The sequence below is a fragment of the Rhodococcus sp. 1168 genome (genome assembly GCF_002091955.1).
Lineage (GTDB): Bacteria > Actinomycetota > Actinomycetes > Mycobacteriales > Mycobacteriaceae > Rhodococcoides.
Window position 1 is genome coordinate 35,102 of record NZ_MKKY01000032.1, and the last position, 16,717, is coordinate 51,818.

At 63.3% G+C, this 16,717-nt stretch carries 22 protein-coding genes; 9 read left to right on the forward strand and 13 right to left on the reverse strand.

All coding sequences use genetic code 11. The annotated features are described in order from the left end of the window. The first annotated feature begins 37 nt into the window (after positions 1–37). A complete protein-coding gene (locus tag BJI47_RS04145) occupies positions 38–439 on the forward strand; it encodes a hypothetical protein (protein ID WP_254900371.1) in 402 nt (133 codons plus the stop codon). A 17-nt stretch (positions 440–456) separates the two neighbouring features. Here BJI47_RS04145 and BJI47_RS04150 read toward each other — a convergent pair whose 3' ends face one another. The 3 genes from BJI47_RS04150 to BJI47_RS04160 all read right to left on the reverse strand — a co-directional run bounded on the left by BJI47_RS04150 (position 457) and on the right by BJI47_RS04160 (position 2,340). Further along, the gene (locus tag BJI47_RS04150; RefSeq protein WP_125458657.1) at positions 457–1,401 is read right to left on the reverse strand and encodes a hypothetical protein; all 945 of its coding nucleotides are present in this window, start codon (positions 1,399–1,401) and stop codon (positions 457–459) included. Positions 1,402–1,500: 99 nt separating this feature from the next. Beyond that, a complete protein-coding gene (locus tag BJI47_RS04155; protein WP_254900372.1) occupies positions 1,501–1,977 on the reverse strand; it encodes an ATP-binding protein in 477 nt (158 codons plus the stop codon). A gap of 24 nt (positions 1,978–2,001) precedes the next feature. After that, complete coding sequence (locus tag BJI47_RS04160; protein WP_254900373.1) at positions 2,002–2,340, reverse strand: STAS domain-containing protein; 339 nt, start codon at positions 2,338–2,340, stop codon at positions 2,002–2,004. Between the two features lie 151 nt (positions 2,341–2,491). Here BJI47_RS04160 and BJI47_RS04165 point away from each other — a divergent pair, with 151 nt between their 5' ends. Continuing rightward, entirely contained in the window at positions 2,492–2,869 is a 378-nt protein-coding gene (locus BJI47_RS04165) for a CrcB family protein (RefSeq protein ID WP_088942542.1), read from the forward strand. Further along, positions 2,866–3,228: a CrcB family protein gene (locus BJI47_RS04170; RefSeq protein WP_088942543.1), complete on the forward strand. Its 363-nt coding sequence runs from the start codon at positions 2,866–2,868 to the stop codon at positions 3,226–3,228. Before BJI47_RS04165 ends, BJI47_RS04170 begins: the two co-directional genes overlap by 4 nt. 5 nt (positions 3,229–3,233) lie before the next feature. Here BJI47_RS04170 and BJI47_RS04175 read toward each other — a convergent pair whose 3' ends face one another. The 4 genes from BJI47_RS04175 to BJI47_RS04190 all read right to left on the reverse strand — a co-directional run bounded on the left by BJI47_RS04175 (position 3,234) and on the right by BJI47_RS04190 (position 5,337). Further along, positions 3,234–3,800: a YdcF family protein gene (locus BJI47_RS04175; RefSeq protein ID WP_254900374.1), complete on the reverse strand. Its 567-nt coding sequence runs from the start codon at positions 3,798–3,800 to the stop codon at positions 3,234–3,236. Positions 3,801–4,163: 363 nt separating this feature from the next. Beyond that, entirely contained in the window at positions 4,164–4,364 is a 201-nt protein-coding gene (locus BJI47_RS04180; protein ID WP_084347164.1) for a hypothetical protein, read from the reverse strand. Between the two features lie 107 nt (positions 4,365–4,471). Further along, a complete protein-coding gene (locus BJI47_RS04185; protein ID WP_088942544.1) occupies positions 4,472–4,963 on the reverse strand; it encodes an META domain-containing protein in 492 nt (163 codons plus the stop codon). A gap of 74 nt (positions 4,964–5,037) precedes the next feature. Beyond that, complete coding sequence (locus tag BJI47_RS04190; protein WP_088942545.1) at positions 5,038–5,337, reverse strand: hypothetical protein; 300 nt, start codon at positions 5,335–5,337, stop codon at positions 5,038–5,040. A 145-nt stretch (positions 5,338–5,482) separates the two neighbouring features. Here BJI47_RS04190 and BJI47_RS04195 point away from each other — a divergent pair, with 145 nt between their 5' ends. Beyond that, positions 5,483–5,956, forward strand: coding sequence for a hypothetical protein (locus BJI47_RS04195; protein WP_088942546.1), 474 nt, complete (start codon positions 5,483–5,485; stop codon positions 5,954–5,956). Between the two features lie 26 nt (positions 5,957–5,982). Here BJI47_RS04195 and BJI47_RS04200 read toward each other — a convergent pair whose 3' ends face one another. Further along, positions 5,983–7,440 (reverse strand): MDR family MFS transporter, encoded by a 1,458-nt coding sequence (locus BJI47_RS04200; protein ID WP_088942547.1) that lies wholly within the window; start codon positions 7,438–7,440, stop codon positions 5,983–5,985. Positions 7,441–7,553: 113 nt separating this feature from the next. Between BJI47_RS04200 and BJI47_RS04205 the strand changes: the two genes are divergently transcribed. After that, entirely contained in the window at positions 7,554–8,189 is a 636-nt protein-coding gene (locus BJI47_RS04205) for a TetR/AcrR family transcriptional regulator (protein ID WP_254900375.1), read from the forward strand. 211 nt (positions 8,190–8,400) lie between these two features. Here BJI47_RS04205 and BJI47_RS04215 read toward each other — a convergent pair whose 3' ends face one another. From BJI47_RS04215 to BJI47_RS04225, 3 genes are all read right to left on the reverse strand, one after another. After that, the gene (locus tag BJI47_RS04215; protein ID WP_088942548.1) at positions 8,401–9,864 is read right to left on the reverse strand and encodes an NAD(P)/FAD-dependent oxidoreductase; all 1,464 of its coding nucleotides are present in this window, start codon (positions 9,862–9,864) and stop codon (positions 8,401–8,403) included. A gap of 104 nt (positions 9,865–9,968) precedes the next feature. Continuing rightward, complete coding sequence (gene dmpG / locus BJI47_RS04220; RefSeq protein ID WP_088942549.1) at positions 9,969–11,003, reverse strand: 4-hydroxy-2-oxovalerate aldolase; 1,035 nt, start codon at positions 11,001–11,003, stop codon at positions 9,969–9,971. Further along, positions 11,000–11,944, reverse strand: coding sequence for an acetaldehyde dehydrogenase (acetylating) (locus BJI47_RS04225; RefSeq protein ID WP_088942550.1), 945 nt, complete (start codon positions 11,942–11,944; stop codon positions 11,000–11,002). The genes dmpG and BJI47_RS04225 overlap by 4 nt, the downstream gene beginning before the upstream one ends. Positions 11,945–12,020: 76 nt before the next feature. On the opposite strand from BJI47_RS04225, the gene BJI47_RS04230 reads away from it, so the two are divergent. From BJI47_RS04230 to BJI47_RS04245, 4 genes are all read left to right on the forward strand, one after another. Beyond that, positions 12,021–12,776, forward strand: coding sequence for an IclR family transcriptional regulator (locus BJI47_RS04230; RefSeq protein ID WP_088942551.1), 756 nt, complete (start codon positions 12,021–12,023; stop codon positions 12,774–12,776). Between the two features lie 223 nt (positions 12,777–12,999). Continuing rightward, positions 13,000–13,572, forward strand: a complete 573-nt coding sequence (locus tag BJI47_RS04235; protein ID WP_088942552.1) for an STAS domain-containing protein — start codon at positions 13,000–13,002, stop codon at positions 13,570–13,572. Between the two features lie 68 nt (positions 13,573–13,640). After that, on the forward strand, positions 13,641–14,084 hold the full coding sequence (locus BJI47_RS04240) for a MerR family transcriptional regulator (RefSeq protein WP_088942553.1): 444 nt from the start codon (positions 13,641–13,643) through the stop codon (positions 14,082–14,084). A 2-nt stretch (positions 14,085–14,086) separates the two neighbouring features. After that, positions 14,087–14,317 (forward strand): hypothetical protein, encoded by a 231-nt coding sequence (locus BJI47_RS04245; RefSeq protein ID WP_088942554.1) that lies wholly within the window; start codon positions 14,087–14,089, stop codon positions 14,315–14,317. Positions 14,318–14,411: 94 nt separating this feature from the next. Here the strand turns inward: BJI47_RS04245 and BJI47_RS04250 are convergent, their stop codons facing one another. Further along, positions 14,412–15,074, reverse strand: a complete 663-nt coding sequence (locus tag BJI47_RS04250; protein ID WP_254900376.1) for a S1 family peptidase — start codon at positions 15,072–15,074, stop codon at positions 14,412–14,414. An 8-nt stretch (positions 15,075–15,082) separates the two neighbouring features. Continuing rightward, positions 15,083–16,591 (reverse strand): polysaccharide biosynthesis tyrosine autokinase, encoded by a 1,509-nt coding sequence (locus BJI47_RS04255; RefSeq protein WP_088942555.1) that lies wholly within the window; start codon positions 16,589–16,591, stop codon positions 15,083–15,085. Between the last annotated feature and the right edge of the window lie 126 nt (positions 16,592–16,717).

Consider the following 16,717-nt stretch of genomic DNA (forward strand, 5'->3'; position numbering starts at 1 on the left):
ACTCGGCCGGCGGGAACCGGAGTGAGGGTTGATCTACATGCGCGACAAAGTCATCGCGGTATCGGCGGTGGCAATCGCAGGTGTCGCAGGAGCCGTCGGACTGACCATCGGAGCGCTGGGCGGAGCGTTCGCCGATACGACCTCCACGGTGCAACCCCCGGCCCTGCGATCGGATCTGAGCTCCGCTGCGCGCGCCGCTCCGTCCACCGGCATCCTCGTCCCGCCGTCGCCGACATGGAAGGTGGCGGTGCCCACGACGCCCAAACCCACCACGACTACCCAGACCGCCACGACGCCGCCCACGCCTTCAGGCATGACGACTGCCAAGGCCCCCGCCGCGAGTACTGCCGAGTCGTCGTCGGCGAGTACGCCTCGCAGCAACGCCCGCCAACAGCCGCGCGCATCCTCCGCGAAAACCGAGACCACACCGAAGCGCTGAGGGATTCCGTCTTCGCCTCAGGCAGGGGTGAATCCGATTTCCGATATCTCGGATGCGAATCCGGATGTCGCGGGTGCAAGCTCGGACACCCACACCAGCACCGCACGTGAGCCCGGAACCACCTCGGTGGGGATGGTCGTCACACCGCGTCCGGTGACAGCGGACCCGAGGACGCGCGTCGAGCTCAGCGTGCCGTTCGGTTCCGGTGGCGTCCGGATCTCCACGGTCGTACCGGCCACCGGGGTCGAAACCCAGACCTCGTCGAAGTCCACCTGATAAGCGAAGTTCACGACAAGGCCGATTCCATTGTTGGTCGTGCCGAAGGGGCTTCGGTAATCGTCCGTGGACCATGCGGTCGCCGGGTTCGCGTCGATGGCCAGTCGGGCATCTTCTGGGTTGTCCGGGCTGCGCACCGCGGACCACACCTCGGCACCGACCGGCAGAATCGGTGCCGGCGGCGGTTTGGTCGGCATCGCCGACGGCAGTTCCGGCGCCGCGGCCACGTTGGATACGTCGCCGAGGTTGTTCGCCAGCATCGTCGTGGACAGTAACCACCCCATCAAGCCGAAGGCCGCGACCGCTGCGACTGCAGCGAGCACCCACGTCAACTGTCGACGTGGCCCTGCGGCATCGGCGTCGGGTGGTGCCTCGGCCGGTGGAGCGAACGGACGGCGAGACCCTAGCTCCTCGATCACCGCGACGTACGGCGTCGTTTCCAGAACGTCGAACTGTCCGTCCCTTCGCCGTCCGTGCGCACGCGCGGTCTCGATGAATTTTCCAATCGCGTCAGGGCTCGGGTCGTGGGTCTGAATTACCGCGATCCGGAACAGCGATAGGGAAAAGTCACGACCAGATGTCAGGTCTTTGGCACGCCAGCGGGCACCCCAGCCGATGGACGGGCGACGCTGCAGCAATCGATACCGGTCCGCAACCACGGCACCGGGCACCTGCGAAGCATTCACTTGCGCCTCCACCCTCGGACTATGTCCCGATGGAGCGATTGTGCTACTTCACAATGTGCATGTCATGGCATTGACCGAAGTCGGGTAGTGCCACTCCGGTCAAACAGAAACAGTTGCGTCCCAGATGAGGCGGACTGTCGTGCCGTCGTGGTCGGACGTCACGGCCGTGGTGTCCGCGAGAGCATGCATCAGGGGGACACCCCGTCCACGGGTGGCGTCGGGCGCATGGACAGCCCACTCACCGTGGTCGCAGACGACCACTTCGATGGAACCGGTCGACGGAACGAACTGCGCATGCAGGTCCAGCGTGCCCGGTTCGGCTGCATCGGAGTACGCGTGCTCGACGGAATTGGCCAGCGCCTCGTAGGTTGCCAATACCACGTCGTAGGCACGGTTGGGGTCGACGGCGAGACCGGTCAGCCACTGGCTCAGTGCGATCCGGAGTGCGGACGCTCGATCCGGCACGGCGGCTTCCCCATCGAAGTCCAGATTCATGGCATCCTCGAGTCGCGGGCCGGAGTTCGGTTCGGTGGCAGGAGGGACCAGAGGGTCGCTCCCACCGAACACAATTGCCATCATTGCTCCGTCATACCCAAAGCGTCAGGATTTACCCACCTGAAGCGCATCCAGCGCCTCCTCTACCGTCGCGAAGATTCCGAATAGCTGATCGAGCCCGATCAGCGTCAGTGGCCGGCCCGTGGCTGGGCCGTCCGCGACCACGGCAAATCCTGCCGTGTCACCGAGTTTCTGATGCGTGGAGGCCAGCAGCGACATTCCCGCAGAAGCTAGGAATCCGACGTTGGAAAGATCGATGACGAGGGCTGTCGGCTGCTTCCCGCAGACCAACTCCACCGATTCCGTCAGCTGCGGCGCGGTCACCAAATCGAGCTCACCGGAGACCGTCACGATGGCCGCAGTGCCACGCCACTGAACAGCCACGTCGAAATGTTGAGGGCCGAGCCCTGACTCGTCAAGCGTCACAGTCGACAAACATACCCGAGGAACGCAAGTCCCCTCATCTGGTGTGATTCTCGACGCCGGACGCTCTCTCACCTGGCGTCGCTGCCGATTCGCACTAGGGTGAAATGCGATGAGCTACGACAGATTTCCTTCCACCGTCGCGGTAGCCGTCGGCGGTGCGTTCGGGGCGATGGTCCGCTACGAAATCTGGGATCGACGCGAGTCCGCGCGATGGCTTCTGCTGAGCACGTTCTCGATCAACGTGGTCGGGTGCCTACTCCTCGGTGCCGCGTTGGGCTACCTGTCGGGCCGCGCAGCGCCGATCCTGCGGCCCCTCGTCATCGGGACGTCCTGCGGTTTCACCACTTTCAGCTTCTATGCGCTGCAGGGAGTCACGCATGACGATGCTTGGAATTCGGTCGTCTACATCGTGGTGACGCCCATCGTGGCCGTCGCAGCGCTCGGTATCGGCGCGCTCATCACTCGCCCCCACGAGTCCGTCGGATGACCGTGCTGCTCCTCGTCGCCCTCGGTGGCGCGTGCGGAGCACTCGCGCATTACGTGATCACCGGCTCGGTCACCGACAGTCGACGGGTCCTCCTGCTGACGATGGTCTCCTGCGGAGCACTCGGACTGATAGCGGCCGCGACGCCCCCGCAGTGGGTCCTCGGCCTCGCAGGCTTCGGCTTCCTCGCCTCGCTGGCGCCGATGTCCTCGGTTGCTCTGCTGACCGTCGGGTACGCGCGCCGACGCCGGTTTCGAGTGGCGGCACTTTTTCTCACCGCCAATGTCGTAGGTGCGATCGCCTGCGCGATGCTCGGGTTCCTACTGTGGAAGTCCGGTGTCACGCTCTACGACAAACTCTGACCCGCTCAGACGTTGCCGCATCCGCCCTGCACGCCGGCTTTGACGAAGCCCGCAATCTGATAGAGGTAGGTGTACTCCCATTGCACGAGCGAGAAGTCATAGGTGCGTGGGACCGGACGCATGGTGACCTCGCCGTCGAAGCACTGCCCGAAGATGAATCGAGAGCGCGGCAGATGGTAGCGCCAGCTCACGACGATGACATGTTTCCAGCCACGTTCCTGCGCAAGCTGCTGGGTGAAAATGGCTTCCCCACGAGTCGTACTGGGGACGGGATCGACACACAGCACGGTGTATTTCGACGTCTTCTTGTCGCAATACTTCTTCATCACCGGATCCTTGGCACCGTATGGATCCGACAGCACCACCGTGTCGGCAACACCTTGCTCGGCCAGGGACACACCGTACGCCTCACGGCCGTCGTGCTCACCGCCCAGAACGATGATCGCGTCCGCAGAGGCCACCGGGTCGATCGCAGCCCTAGTGAACGTCAGGTATCCGCCGAATCCGATCAATGAGACAAGTAGCACCGGAAGCATGATGGCAACAATGACCAAAGGGCTCCGGCGAATCACACCTCGAGCCTAATCAGCTAGGCCGACCGGTGCATTTTCAGCGACCAACGTCACCTTGTGGGGTGGCCGTTTCGGGATGCCCACCGACCGCTTGAATGGGCCATTCACGCGTTGGGAGCCGACCTCCCCGCTTGAATGGACCACCGAAGTCATCAGATCGTATGAATGTCACATTGAAGCGATGGGTGGGCCGCCGAAACCGCCCGACCTCCCCGCTTGAATGGACCACCGAAGTCATCAGATCGTATGAATGTCACATTGAAGCGATGGGTGGGCCGCCGAAACCGCCCGACCTCCCCGCTTGAATGGACCATTCACGCGCAAAACCGGCCGCCGAAAACGGCAACCGGTCGCGCGAAGGACCTACTGGCTCGGCTGCGGCAGGTTGCAGTCCGTGACCTTCGGGTTGACGCCTGCGTAGTTGAGCGGGCCTGCGACGACCGTGAGAGCGATAGTGCCGACACCTGCACAGTTCTCGGGCGCACTGGAGACGTATCCGCGTTGGAATACTGCGATACCTCCAACCACGAGCCATATAAGGACGATCAGAGTGACGAACCGCATGATGAAACCCCTCCCGTAGCCGACCGTCGGCTACCGCGAACGAACATATACCCCCACGATCGGGCCCCAAACCCTCTGCGCTGCCGGGAAAACCACCTATCAGCAGATCAGCCCGCGACGCGAGTGGCCGTGATCGACCCGGCCGGCGATCTCAGCGTCACAGTGCCTTCGCCGAGTGTCCGTACCGGTGTGGAGTCGCGGAATTCCTGTAGCCAGCGGTCCTGCTCCATCAGCGCATCGTCGCATGCCATCATCGTCGATCCCATCGGACCGTTCGACGCCCCGGCGCCGGGTCCGTCGATCACCCCGGCGTCATTGTTCAGGGCTCCGAAGAAGGTGTTGCATCCAGCGCTGAATGCGACGGCGTCGCCGGTGGTCGCCATCGAGATCGTCATCGAAGTGCCTGGGACGAGGGCGTGTCCGCTCACCTCGGCCGCTTCGAACTCCACCGCATCGGTATCCGGTTGCGCTCCAGCACTTTCCGAAGCACTCTCCCACCCTGCCGACGAACCGCTGCCCTGACCGCATGCCGATAGGAGGGCACAGACGAGGGCGATCATCACACTGTTACGCACTACGCCGACTCGAACGAATGTCATCGATGCACTCCCTGGCAGACTCGACGGGCCCGAGTATGCGCCCGCACGCTCTCTACTGGGGCCATCCGTCCGGTTCAGTGCAACGGTTTGAGCACCCGACTCGGCACCCAATGCGTGACCGTCTCACTACGATCCTTCGACATCAGCTCGTAGGTGACTCTGCCGATCCAGTCGCCGTCGACGGTCATCGACCATTCCGTCAGGTCTCCGGGCACCACTTTTCTGACGTCGAATCCCTCCGCGGTGTAATTGCCGTGATGGTGCGGTGGCTGCGGATAGAGAATCGCCAGGTCGATCAACACCTTGACCGACGGGGTGAGCACCTCGAACGGTCGACGCGAATCTGCACCTCCTCTCGATCTACGCGCAACCATTGTTCGACCATACGTTCGAATCAGCTCGTACTCAATCCGGCGTGGTGACATTTCCCAACAAGTGGATGTCCGACTCGACAAGAGGCACCCTCTCCTGTGACGGTTATGCGGACCTATGCCCCGATCCGTTTGGAGACATACCCGCATGAAGCTTTCGGCCCTACCCGTCCTGTGCATTGCCGCCGCTGTCTCCGTGGGGCTGGCCGGTTGCGGATCGGACGACAATGCAGAGGCTGCCCCCGAGGTAGACATCTGTGCACAACTGCAGGACATCGCGAACTTCGAAACTGCCTCGATGAGCACCCTGGCCGGAGACCCGAGCGATTGGCCCGCGATGCAGGCCTCGTTGAAGACGTATGCGGACGGCCTGAGCGAGCATTACGACCCGGCGATCAACGCCGACGATCCCGACGTCTCACCCGATCTCGCGAAGCTCAAGGATGCCAGCGTCGTCGCCACGAGTACTGCTGCCGACGCGCCGACGTACGAGGCTTTCACCGAGAAGTCGACGACGTCGATGGACGCCGACACCGCGCAGGACGCAATGGCGGCCAGCGATCGGGTAAACAAGTACGCGACCGAGAAGTGCGGATTCTCGCTCAGTCAGCCGCCTGCCTGAGGTATCGACCCGAAGTCGAACCGGTTTCAGTGAGCGGCAACCGGTTCGGCATCGGTCGACTCCTGTGACGTCTGCCGGATGAAGAAGGAACCTGCGACCGCGACGAGCGATATCAGGCCGCCGCAGACGAATGCGGCTTGAACGCCGGACTCGCTGGCACTGATTCCGTCGGTGCCACCGGTAATTCTCGATGCGGCGGTATTCGACATGATTGTCACGAAGAGCGCGGTACCCGCTGCGCCGGCCAGTTGCTGCACGGTGTTGAGGATCGCGCTGCCGTGCGAATACAGGTCCCTAGGCAGTGATCCCAGCGATGACGTCATGAGCGGCGTCATGATCAGTGCGAGTCCGGCCGACAGCAGAACGTGGATGCCGATGGCCATCGCGAGCGGGGACTCCGCGTCGAGCAGGGTCATGAGCCACAACGCTGCGCTGACGACGATGGTGCCGGGTACTACGAGTGGTCGAGCCCCGATGCGGTCGAATGCCCGGCCGACGAACGGTGCCAGAACGCCCATCATCAGGCCGCCTGGCAGCAGCATGAGACCTGTTGTCAGAGTGTCGAGTCCACGCACACTCTGCAGATAGATCGGCAGTAGTATCAGTGCCCCGAACAGGGTCATCAGGCTGATCGCCAGGAGTCCGAGGCCGATACTGAACGCGGGCGTGGAGAACGGCCGCAGGTCGAGAAGTGCCCGCCCTTCCTTCTGGCGCGCTAGCTGTCGGAGCACGAAGACTACTAGTGCGACGAAGCCGACGACGAGCGGTATCCATACCGGTACGGACGAGCCCTCGGAGGAATGGCCGATACCGGCGAGGCCGTAGATGATTCCGCCGAATGCGAACGCGGACAGCACAACCGATATGGCGTCGAACGGCGGTTTACTGGTCGCGCCGACATTCTTCACCAGTGCGGCTCCGACCCCGAAGGCCACGAGGGCGATCGGCAGTACGAGCCAGAACATCACGCGCCACGCGAACGAGTCGAGGATGATGCCGGAAATAGTGGGACCGACAGCAGGTGCGACGGCGATGACGATCGAGATGACACCCATCATCTTGCCGCGCTTGTGCACCGGGACGAGGCCGAGCACGGTGGTGATCAGCAATGGGAGCATAATGGCGGTGCCGCCGGCCTGAATCACCCTGCCCGCCAACAGGATTTCGAATCCCGGCGCCACGGCTGCCAGTAGCGTTCCTGCACTGAACAGGGTCATCGCACTGATGAACATCTGCCGCAGAGTGAAACGCTGGAACAGGTACCCCGTCGTCGGGATGACCACTGCCATGGTGAGCATGAATCCGGTGGTCAACCACTGAGCGGTGGTGGCGGTGATGGTCAGGTCGATCATGAGCCTCGGAAGCGCGACGCTCATGATCGTCTCGTTGAGAATCATCACGAAGGAAGCGACAACCAAGACGCCGATCAGCATCTTGCTCGCCGAGGACAGCTCTTCCTCGGGGACGGCGTCTTGTGTCTGCATGAAGGAACTCTCCGGTTGATTCGACGATTGCCGATAGTTTCATGCAGCATGACAGTGACTGTCAATTCGATATTCGCTGGTAAGTTGAAGTAGGAACGACAAGGAGGTGGACAGTGGCCGTACATCAGACCGATGCTGACATCAGCGCCGTCCCCGACCTGCGTGAACGACGGCGTAGGGAAACCCGACGTGAAATATCGGAGGCGGCCCTGGACTTGTTCGAACTTCACGGTGCTGCCTCGACGACGGTGGATGACATCGCACGACGGGCCGGGGTGTCACCGAGCACGTTCTTCCGGTCCTTTGCCACCAAAGAGGAATCCGTGCTGATCGCCGATTTCCAGTTCGAGGCAGAGTTCACCGAATGGCTCGAGTCTGCGACCTCGGAGCGCATCACACTCGACGCCGTCGAGGGCATCTACGAACGCTCTGTCGTTCGACTCGCCACTTCTTCCGACGGCAGCAAGGAACGCTTGCTACGGGTTCGACAGCTCGTCTTGTCGGACGCGCAGGTGCGATCCGCTGCCTACGCCGCCGACGCGGTGATGCTGGCCTGTCTGACCGAGAAGGTGGCGAAGAAGCTGGGCACGCCATCGACCGCTCGCCTACTCATCGAGACCGTCGCACTGACCCTCCGAATCGCGGTCGATCGCTGGGCCGAAATGGTCGACAGTGGTGACGCGTCCGCTGATCTCGTCACCGTCTATCAGGCGGCTCGGTCGGACCTTCGCCGCCTCGTTCGCGACTGAAACCCAGCACGCTTCCTCACCGCCAACGCGCGACGAGCCCTCGCTGCCAGGGAGTTTCGACGGCCCGATGCGAGTAGTGAGCTCGCACGTAGCGGACGGCGTCGACGTTCGGGATTCCAGGCCGGCAGCGCTGTGCGTAGCCCCCTCCCCCGAATCTGGCGTCCCGACGGCAGTGGCATGACTCCGGCTGCGTCCGCGTCCCACATCGGATCTACCTGGTGAATTCGTATGCGGCGGGGTCGGCGGTGCGCAGGCGTCGACGCATGGCGTCTGTGGACCAGGGCCAGCTGAAGCTGTTGGTGCCGGTTTTGTCGATAAAGTAGCTGGTGCAGCCGCCGATGTTGTAGACGGTGGTGGCCAGGGCGTCTGTTCGGTCGTTGTTGTAGGTCTGTTGGGCGTCGGCGCGGGTGTCGAATACTTCCGCGCCGAGCTCGCGGGTGGTGCGCACGAGGGACCTGATCAGACCCAGCTGTGTTTCGGTGACGGTGAAGGCGGACGCCAGGGTCCCTAGTCCTGGGCCCAGCAGGATCGCGAAGTTGGGGAAGCCGTGGGTGGTGGTTCCGAGGTAGGCCTTGGGGCTGCCGCGCCAGTGGTCGCTCAAGCTCTGCCCGTCCGCGTCGAATACTTGTTCTGCCAGAGGCATATCCGTGATGTGGAATCCGGTGCCGTAGATGATGATGTCGGCGGGCACTTCGATCCCGTCGGTCCCGATGACTCCGTTTTCGGTGAGTCGGGCGACGCCGCTCGGGCGCACTGTGACGTCGGCGCGGTCGAGTGTCGGATACCAGGTGTTGGCGAACAGTGGACGTTTGCACCCGAACACATAAGCAGGCGTGACAGTCTCACGTAGCTCGGCATCACCGATCTGACGTTTGATCTGCCACCGGCCGATGATGTGCGCTATTCTCATGGCCCTGCTGTGCCGGGTTCCGAACGCGACGAGTTCGAGGATGCGATAGATGACGGCGCGCTGGATCCGAGCAACAGCCGGACTATGGCGTAGTAGCCAGCGAAATGCTGTGGGCTGACGGTAGTTCGGCTTGGGGAGTACCCACTGCGGGGTGCGCTGATAGATCGTCACGTGTTCGGCGGCGTCGACGATCTCGGGTACGAATTGCACTGCGGATGCGCCGGTTCCGATGACGACGACGTGTTTACCGGTCAGGTCGACGTCGTGCCGCCAGCGCGCCGAGTGGAAGGTGACTCCGCTGAAGTCGGCTGCTCCGGGGAGATCGGGAACGGACGGCGTGCTCCACGGTCCGGCGGCGCCGATGACGAGAGTTGTTGTGACGTCCCCGATGTCGGTTCGAATCTTCCACTTGCCGTTCGTAGCGTCCCAGTGCGCACCGAGGAAGGTGACGCCGAACCGTACGGCATCGCGCACGCCCCAGCGGTCAGCAGTGTCGACGAGGTAGCGCTGAATTTCCTGTTGGCTTGCATAGAGTTTCGACCAGTCGGCGTTCTGTGCATCGGTGTACGAGTAGATCGGCGAAGGCACGTCGCATTCGCATCCGGGGTAGGTGTTCTCTCGCCAGGTGCCGCCGAACTCGGCGGCTCGTTCGATGATCAGAATGTTGCGCACACCCTCCTCGCGCAGCGCTCGGTAAGCGGCGATGCCTGACATACCTGCGCCGACGATGACGGCGTCGTAGTCGCCGTCGAGAGTGTGGGTCATCGGTATGCGCTCCTCGGTGCGAGCCTACGGCCAAGAAAAAAGCAGAAACCCCGGGTGCGGTCCCTGTCGTAGCGACCACACCCGGGGTACTCGTTGCGTGAAGACTACTTGCGAGCGGCAGCCAAATCCAGTGCGATATCGGTGATCAGGTCTTCCTGACCGCCGACGAGTCCGCGTTCGCCGACGGCGAGCAGGATAGCGCGGGTATCGAGTCCGTACTGCTTGGCAGCGGACTCGGCGTGGCGCAGGAAGCTCGAGTAGACGCCTGCGTAGCCGAGGGTCAACGTCTCACGGTCGACCTGGACCGGTCGGTCCTGGAGCGGCCGCACGATGTCGTCTGCAGCATCCTGCAAGCCGAACAGATCGCAGCCGTGCTTCCAGCCGTTGAGATCTGCGACGGCAACGAACGGTTCGATCGGGCAGTTACCTGCACCGGCGCCGTGACCGGCGAGCGAAGCGTCGACACGCATGACGCCTTCTTCCACTGCCACAACCGAGTTCGCTACCGACAGCGACAGGTTCTGGTGGGCGTGGATGCCGATCTGGGTTTCCTCATCGAGGACGTCGCGGTATGCGCGCACTCGTGCTCGCACTCCGTCCATCGTCAGACGGCCACCGGAGTCGGTGACGTAGACGCAATGCGCGCCATAGGATTCCATCAGCTTGGCCTGCTCGGCGAGCTTCTCCGGCTCGGCCAGGTGCGACATCATCAGGAAGCCGGACACGTCCATGCCCAGTTCGCGGGCCTTGCCGATGTGCTGTGCCGCGACGTCGGCCTCGGTGCAGTGTGTCGCAACGCGGACGGAGGTGACTCCGAGCTTGAAAGCGTGCTCGAGTTCCTTCACGGTGCCCACGCCCGGCAGCAGCAGCGTCGTCAGCTTTGCGCGATGAACGACCTCGGCTGCGGCTTCGATCCATTCCCAGTCGGTGTTGCTGCCCGGCCCGTAGGTGAGGCTGTGGCCGGCGAGTCCGTCACCGTGGGTGACCTCGATGGCGTCGACGCCTGCACTGTCCAGGGCGCTGGCGATCCGCGCGACGTTTTCCGGGGTGATCCGGTGACGCATCGCGTGCATCCCGTCGCGCAGCGTCACATCTTGGATGTAGAGCGCGGCGCCATCGGTGGCGTTGGGGCGAGTCATCGTGCAGCCTCCAGAGTCTTGTTCTCAGCGAGCTTCTCCGCGACCTGAAGAGCGGCGGAGGTCATGATGTCCAGGTTTCCCGCGTATGCGGGCAGGTAATGAGCGGCGCCTTCGACCTCGAGGAACACCGACACCTTCCACAGGCCCGGGCCCTTTTCGACGCCACCGGTGAGGGTTGCGACGGACTCTGCGTCGTCGAGCTGGGTGAACTGGACTTCCTGCTTGAGCCGGTAGCCGGGAACATATGCCGAAACCTTCGCGACCATGTCCAGAATCGACTGACGGATCTTGTCCTGATCAGGGTTCGATACCAGTGCCAGCACCGTGTCGCGCATGATCAGCGGCGGCTCGGCGGGGTTGAGAACGATGATGGCCTTGCCGTGTGCGGCTCCGCCGACCTTCTCGATTGCCTCCGAGGTGGTCTCGGTGAACTCGTCGATGTTCGCTCGCGTGCCGGGTCCGGCGGACTTCGACGCGATCGACGCCACGATCTCGGCGTAGTGCACCTCGGTGACCGAGGAGATGGCGGCGACGATCGGGATGGTCGCCTGTCCGCCGCAGGTCACCATGTTCACGATCGGTGCGTCGAGGTGCTCGTCGAGGTTGACAGCGGGCACCACGAACGGGCCGATGGCGGCGGGCGTCAGGTCGATCAGGCGCTTGCCGTAGGGCCGCAGTGCTGCCTCGTTGGCCACATGCGCCTGGGCGGAGGTGGAGTCGAAGATGATTTCGATGTCGGCGAAATCGGGGTGATCGATCAATCCCTGCACGCCCGAATCGACGGTGGAGACTCCCAACCGCCTGGCGCGAGCCAGTCCGTCGGAATTAGGGTCGATGCCGACCAATACGGCAATTTCGACGTTCTTGGCGATCCTTTTCAACTTGATCACCAAGTCGGTACCGATGTTGCCCGATCCGATGACCGCAACTTTCGTGCTCATATACTGCCCGCCTTCGCGTGTCCGATGTTGGTGTAGACGTTATCCACGCTCCTGGCCGGTGCATAGGATCTGTCCCATGGAACGAGACAGCTCGTCATTGTTGGAGAGGTCGGCTCTCGTGCTGGACTCGTTTCCCGGCGGAACGGCACTGTCCCTCGCCGAGGTCTGCGCTCGGACGGGTCTGCCCAGGTCCACCACTCACCGCGTGCTGGTGAGTCTGACGAACCTCGGCTGGCTCACACGCACCGGGAACAAATTCGAGCTCGGCATGGCGTTGTTCGAACTCGGTGAGCGTGTCGCGATCAAACACAGTCTTCGATCGGCGGCTCTCCCGTTCATGCAGGACCTCTTCGCAGTGACCGAACAGACCGTCCACCTCGCCGTCAGGGATCGATTCGACGCGATCTACGTGGAGAAGATTCACGGCCGCTCGGCGATGCCGTTTCCCTCGCACACCGGCGGACGGTTGCCGTTGACGTGTACGGCGGTGGGTAAGGCGTTGCTCGCCTCCGAGGACCCGGACGTGGTGGCAGAGGTGCTTGCCCAGCCGCTTCGGCGGTGTACTCCAAATTCGATCACCGACCCCAAACGGCTTGCCCTCGAGATAGATTCGGTCCGACGCACCGGTGTCGCATCCGAGCGTGAAGAGTCCGCGATCGGTGGATGTTGCGTGGCAGCTCCTGTCACGATGGCAGGTAAACCGGTTGCTGCACTGTCGGTGTCAGTCCCCAAGGCGCAGTTCAGGCCCGAGTTGCTCGCCCCTGCCGTGCGAACGGCCGCGCTGTCCCTGAGTCGAGTTCTCTCCCGTGGGTCCACCGCTCGGGAAAGCTGAGGCGCGCGCCGACTCGGCGGTCTACGCTCGAAGCATCGATTGAGTCCATCGGCTGACCGGAAAGCCCCAGGCATCGGCGCATTTCGGTCACCCTAACCAGCGTCGTAACCGATTCGTTACTTGTCAGTGGCCGTATCGTGACCGCGAGGATCCAACGGAGAGATCTCGCCCTGACAGTGTTGCTGTGTAGAACACGCACAACGTCGAGGGAAGGTGCCGAAAGATGACTATTGCCGACATCGCCCGTCAGATATTCGAATATCGCGTCTCGGATTCGATAGCTCGGAAACCGCAGTTCGCGATCGAAGTGGAGTCCCACTCGCCTTCCTACGCCGTACTGCGAGTGTCCGGTGACCTCGATATGTCTTCGCGAACTGCTTTGACCCACAACCTCGGCCGACTCACAGCCTCGGGTGCGGACGTGCTGATCGACATGTCTGCGGTGTCGTTCATGTACTCCGGTGCAGTCAATGCCGTGATCACGTCAGCATTGGCGTCCGACGGCACCGTGCGTATCTTCGCACCCACCCGTGCGGCGCGAATGGTCATCGAATCACTCGGTGCTGCTGCACTTCTCGTCGACCACTTCCCGTCTCCACCGCTCCCCCGACAAGACCGTCTCGTTCAGCCGAATCAGGAGGCCACCATGGCAGATCACGATCTCCCCCGCACCCTCGACATCGGTCACGCGTCATCGGACAACGAAGAGTCCAGGCCGACGTCGTTCCTCCAGATGTTCGTCGACGCCGACCGATCCCGCCCGTCCTCCGATCGCTCGCAGCACCGGATCTTGTAGAGCGCCCGCACGAAATGCGGCCGCGAAACCCTTGACCTTGACGCAGCGTCATAGTCGACACTGATGGGGTGAGAATCAGTCAGTTGGCGGAGGCCGCCGAGACCACCCCACGAGCCGTGCGCCACTACCACCGCCTGGGGTTGATGGATGAACCCCCGCGACAGCCGAATGGCTACCGCGAGTATCGCCTCGTCGATTTGATTCGATTGATGAGAATTCGCTGGCTCGCCGACGCCGGGGTACCGCTCGGGTCCGTGGAGACGGTGCTGTCGGTCCGCGCCGGCCGCGAGGACAAGAATGATGCCGTCGAGGATCTCACTGCCTTGATCGCCGGGATCGAAGCTGAACAGGCGAAGCTTGCTGCCCGACATGCCCGGCTGGTCGTCATGCTCGAACGTGCTGCGACCGGAATCGAGATGTCTGCACTCCCAATCGATCTCGCCGAGGCTCTCGACAGCGCGAGTCGGGGTCTACGGTTCTGTCGCTGTGCCGCAACGACATTGCGTCGGTAGCGATGGTTCGCCGATTCTCCGAGACCACGCCGGCTATTCGTGACGGGCGCCTGTTTCTCCCCAACGCGAATGGCACCTCGGTCGACATCACGCTCCGCGGTCGGGTCGACGCCCAGCTGCCTGCGCTCATACCCAAGTATCGACAGGCCGGTGCCGTCGGACAGGTCAGTCTGTGTCTCGACCACCCGGCGGACTTCGTGGCCCTGATCAAGGCCGAGGCTCCCCGCACGTGAGCAGCGGTGTTCCAGTTGCGCCTCCTACGGGCGGAATCCCCGCGCGTAGCGGACGCAAGTGGAACACCATGCTCAGCACCACGTGTGCAGCGGCTCAGGAACCGATCGGCCGGAAGCCTGCGCCTGTTCCGCCGCGCGCACCGAGCATGTTCACCGAGTCGAGAGCCGATGCGTAGACCGTGGGGCTCAGCAGGGGCACTCCGTCGGCGTGGCTGGCGATGCCGACGAGGGTTGTTCCGCTGACCAGTGCGCTTCCCGAGTCTGCCCACACTGTCGGGGTATCGGTTACGAGGTCGGATCCGCGCACTTCCCGGATGGTGCCGCAGGTGACGCCGCTGGCTACTCCGGATTTGCAGACGGGTTGACCCGGGACTGCTTGTCCGATGCCGGTGACGGTGACGCCGCCTACTGAGGACACCGGGATCACTTTTGCGGGGTCGAGTGCGATGACTCCGTAGTCGGGACCCCAGTGCGAGGAGACAGTCGTTCCGACCGGCCCGGCTCCGGGGTTACCGATGAGCGTCACCGGCAGGCCTGGCGAGAGGACGCAGTGTCCCGCCGTCAGGCCGACGAGAGTCCCCGACGCGTCGTATCCGACTGCGGCGAAGGAGCAGGCCGTCAGATCGTCGAGGCCGCCAGTGGTGACGTATCCCGTCCCCGGCCCGACGATCACCCCTGGTGCTGCGACGGCGCTCGGTCCGACGAGTGCTCCTGTGCCGAACGCGATGGCCATAGCAGCCACCGCTCCTGCGGCCATCGCTCGTCTCATTCTCGGTGCCGCCGGCCCGAAGTGACGGTGGAGGGAGCCGAGGACTCGGCCTTCTGCGTCGAGACGGGCACACCTGGCCCCCGGGGCGGCGACCACTGCGCAGAGACCGTTCCCGGGGTGACCGGGCTCGGGGTCTGGCGTGCGATGGTCTTGTCGGTCTCGTAGTAGTACGAGTAGCCGTCGCCACCCTTGCGGGTCAGGGGCATCATCGTGAAGACCGCGCCGAGTACGTGGGCGCCGATGGTCTCGAGATTGCCGACGGCCCTGGACACTTCGCTTTCGCTCGTGTGCCCGAAGCGTGCGACGATCAGCGCACCGTCACTGTGCGTGGTGAGCAGTGCCGAGTCGGTGACCGGCAGAAGTGGTGCACCGTCGATGATCACGTAGTCGAAGCGTGAACGCAGTTCTTCGATGACGCGACGTGATGCCTCCGATCCGAGCAGTTCCGACGGGTTCGGCGGCAACGGTCCCGATGCGAGGACGTCGAGTCCTTCGTAGCTGCTGGGCTGGATGACATCGGTGATGTCTGCTTGCCCGGCGAGGACGGTCGACAGGCCGACCGAACCGATGAGTCCGAGGTACTTCGACACGCGGGGGCGTCGTAGATCGCCTTCGACGAGGACGACGCGGTGGCCGGCTTCGGCGAGTGCGAGTGCGAGGTTGACCGCGACGGTCGTCTTGCCCTCGGCGGGTACCGCACTGGTGACGACGATGACGCGCGGCGGATGATCGACCTCGAGGAACTGCAGGTTGGTTCGCAGTTCGCGGAAGCCTTCGGCGCTCACCGAGTGTGTTGCCCCGAAGGAGACGATCGCTGAATCCTTGAATGCCTTGTCGTAGGGAATGGTGCCGACAAGTGCTGTGTTGGCAGCAGCTTCGAGCTTCTTGCGAGTCTTGATGGTGTTGTCGAGCCGGTCGCGAAGGACTGCAAGCGCGATACCGAGGAGCAGACCCACTGCAGCTCCGAGGGCAAGGTTGCGGGTCGTCTTCGGGCTGACAGGTGAAGCAGATTCCTGAGCTTGCTCGACCACTCGGACGCTCGAGGCAGGCGCGCCGCCGTCCTCGGGAGTTTCGAGTTCGCGGACGAGGGTGGTCAGCTGGGTGCCGAGTGAGTTCGCGATGTCGCGCGCGGTTCCGGGGTTGGCGTCGACTACGCAGGTGTCGAGCAGAACGGTGTCGGGGGTGGACGTGGCGGTGACCTTGGCCGCCAACTCGGCAGGCGTGACGCCGGTCAAACCGAGTTCGTCGATCGTACGGGCGGCCAACGTCTCTCCGGTGACGAGTTCGGAGTAGGACGCGACGCGCTGCTGCGCGAAGAGGTTGCCCTGGTAGCTTTCGCCCACTGTCGACCCACCGGAGGTGGAGACGAAGACTCGACTGCACGACTGGTAAGTCGGCGTGGTGAGAAGTGAGGCCGCTAGTGCGCCCAGGATGGCGACGGCAACGGTGACGACGATGATCATCCACCGCGTTCGCAGGATCTGGAGGTAGTCCTGGATTTCCACTTGGGCTCCCTAATACTTTCGGTCGAGCTTTAAATTTTATGGCTTCATGTCTTGGTACGCATGCTCACTCGGTTCGTACGGGCACCACTTCCGGCGCAAGAGTGAATTGCACGACGTCGAGCTTCT

Coding starts and splice junctions, on each gene's coding strand:
- BJI47_RS04145 (WP_254900371.1), top strand. CDS start 38: ATGCGCGACAAAGTCATCGCGGTATCGGCGGTGGCAATCGCAGGTGTC.
- BJI47_RS04155 (WP_254900372.1), bottom strand. CDS start 1,977: ATGGCAATTGTGTTCGGTGGGAGCGACCCTCTGGTCCCTCCTGCCACC.
- BJI47_RS04165 (WP_088942542.1), top strand. CDS start 2,492: ATGAGCTACGACAGATTTCCTTCCACCGTCGCGGTAGCCGTCGGCGGT.
- BJI47_RS04170 (WP_088942543.1), top strand. CDS start 2,866: ATGACCGTGCTGCTCCTCGTCGCCCTCGGTGGCGCGTGCGGAGCACTC.
- BJI47_RS04180 (WP_084347164.1), bottom strand. CDS start 4,364: ATGCGGTTCGTCACTCTGATCGTCCTTATATGGCTCGTGGTTGGAGGT.
- BJI47_RS04185 (WP_088942544.1), bottom strand. CDS start 4,963: ATGACATTCGTTCGAGTCGGCGTAGTGCGTAACAGTGTGATGATCGCC.
- BJI47_RS04190 (WP_088942545.1), bottom strand. CDS start 5,337: ATGGTTGCGCGTAGATCGAGAGGAGGTGCAGATTCGCGTCGACCGTTC.
- BJI47_RS04195 (WP_088942546.1), top strand. CDS start 5,483: ATGAAGCTTTCGGCCCTACCCGTCCTGTGCATTGCCGCCGCTGTCTCC.
- BJI47_RS04200 (WP_088942547.1), bottom strand. CDS start 7,440: ATGCAGACACAAGACGCCGTCCCCGAGGAAGAGCTGTCCTCGGCGAGC.
- BJI47_RS04215 (WP_088942548.1), bottom strand. CDS start 9,864: ATGACCCACACTCTCGACGGCGACTACGACGCCGTCATCGTCGGCGCA.
- dmpG (WP_088942549.1), bottom strand. CDS start 11,003: ATGACTCGCCCCAACGCCACCGATGGCGCCGCGCTCTACATCCAAGAT.
- BJI47_RS04225 (WP_088942550.1), bottom strand. CDS start 11,944: ATGAGCACGAAAGTTGCGGTCATCGGATCGGGCAACATCGGTACCGAC.
- BJI47_RS04230 (WP_088942551.1), top strand. CDS start 12,021: ATGGAACGAGACAGCTCGTCATTGTTGGAGAGGTCGGCTCTCGTGCTG.
- BJI47_RS04235 (WP_088942552.1), top strand. CDS start 13,000: ATGACTATTGCCGACATCGCCCGTCAGATATTCGAATATCGCGTCTCG.
- BJI47_RS04245 (WP_088942554.1), top strand. CDS start 14,087: ATGGTTCGCCGATTCTCCGAGACCACGCCGGCTATTCGTGACGGGCGC.
- BJI47_RS04250 (WP_254900376.1), bottom strand. CDS start 15,074: ATGGCCGCAGGAGCGGTGGCTGCTATGGCCATCGCGTTCGGCACAGGA.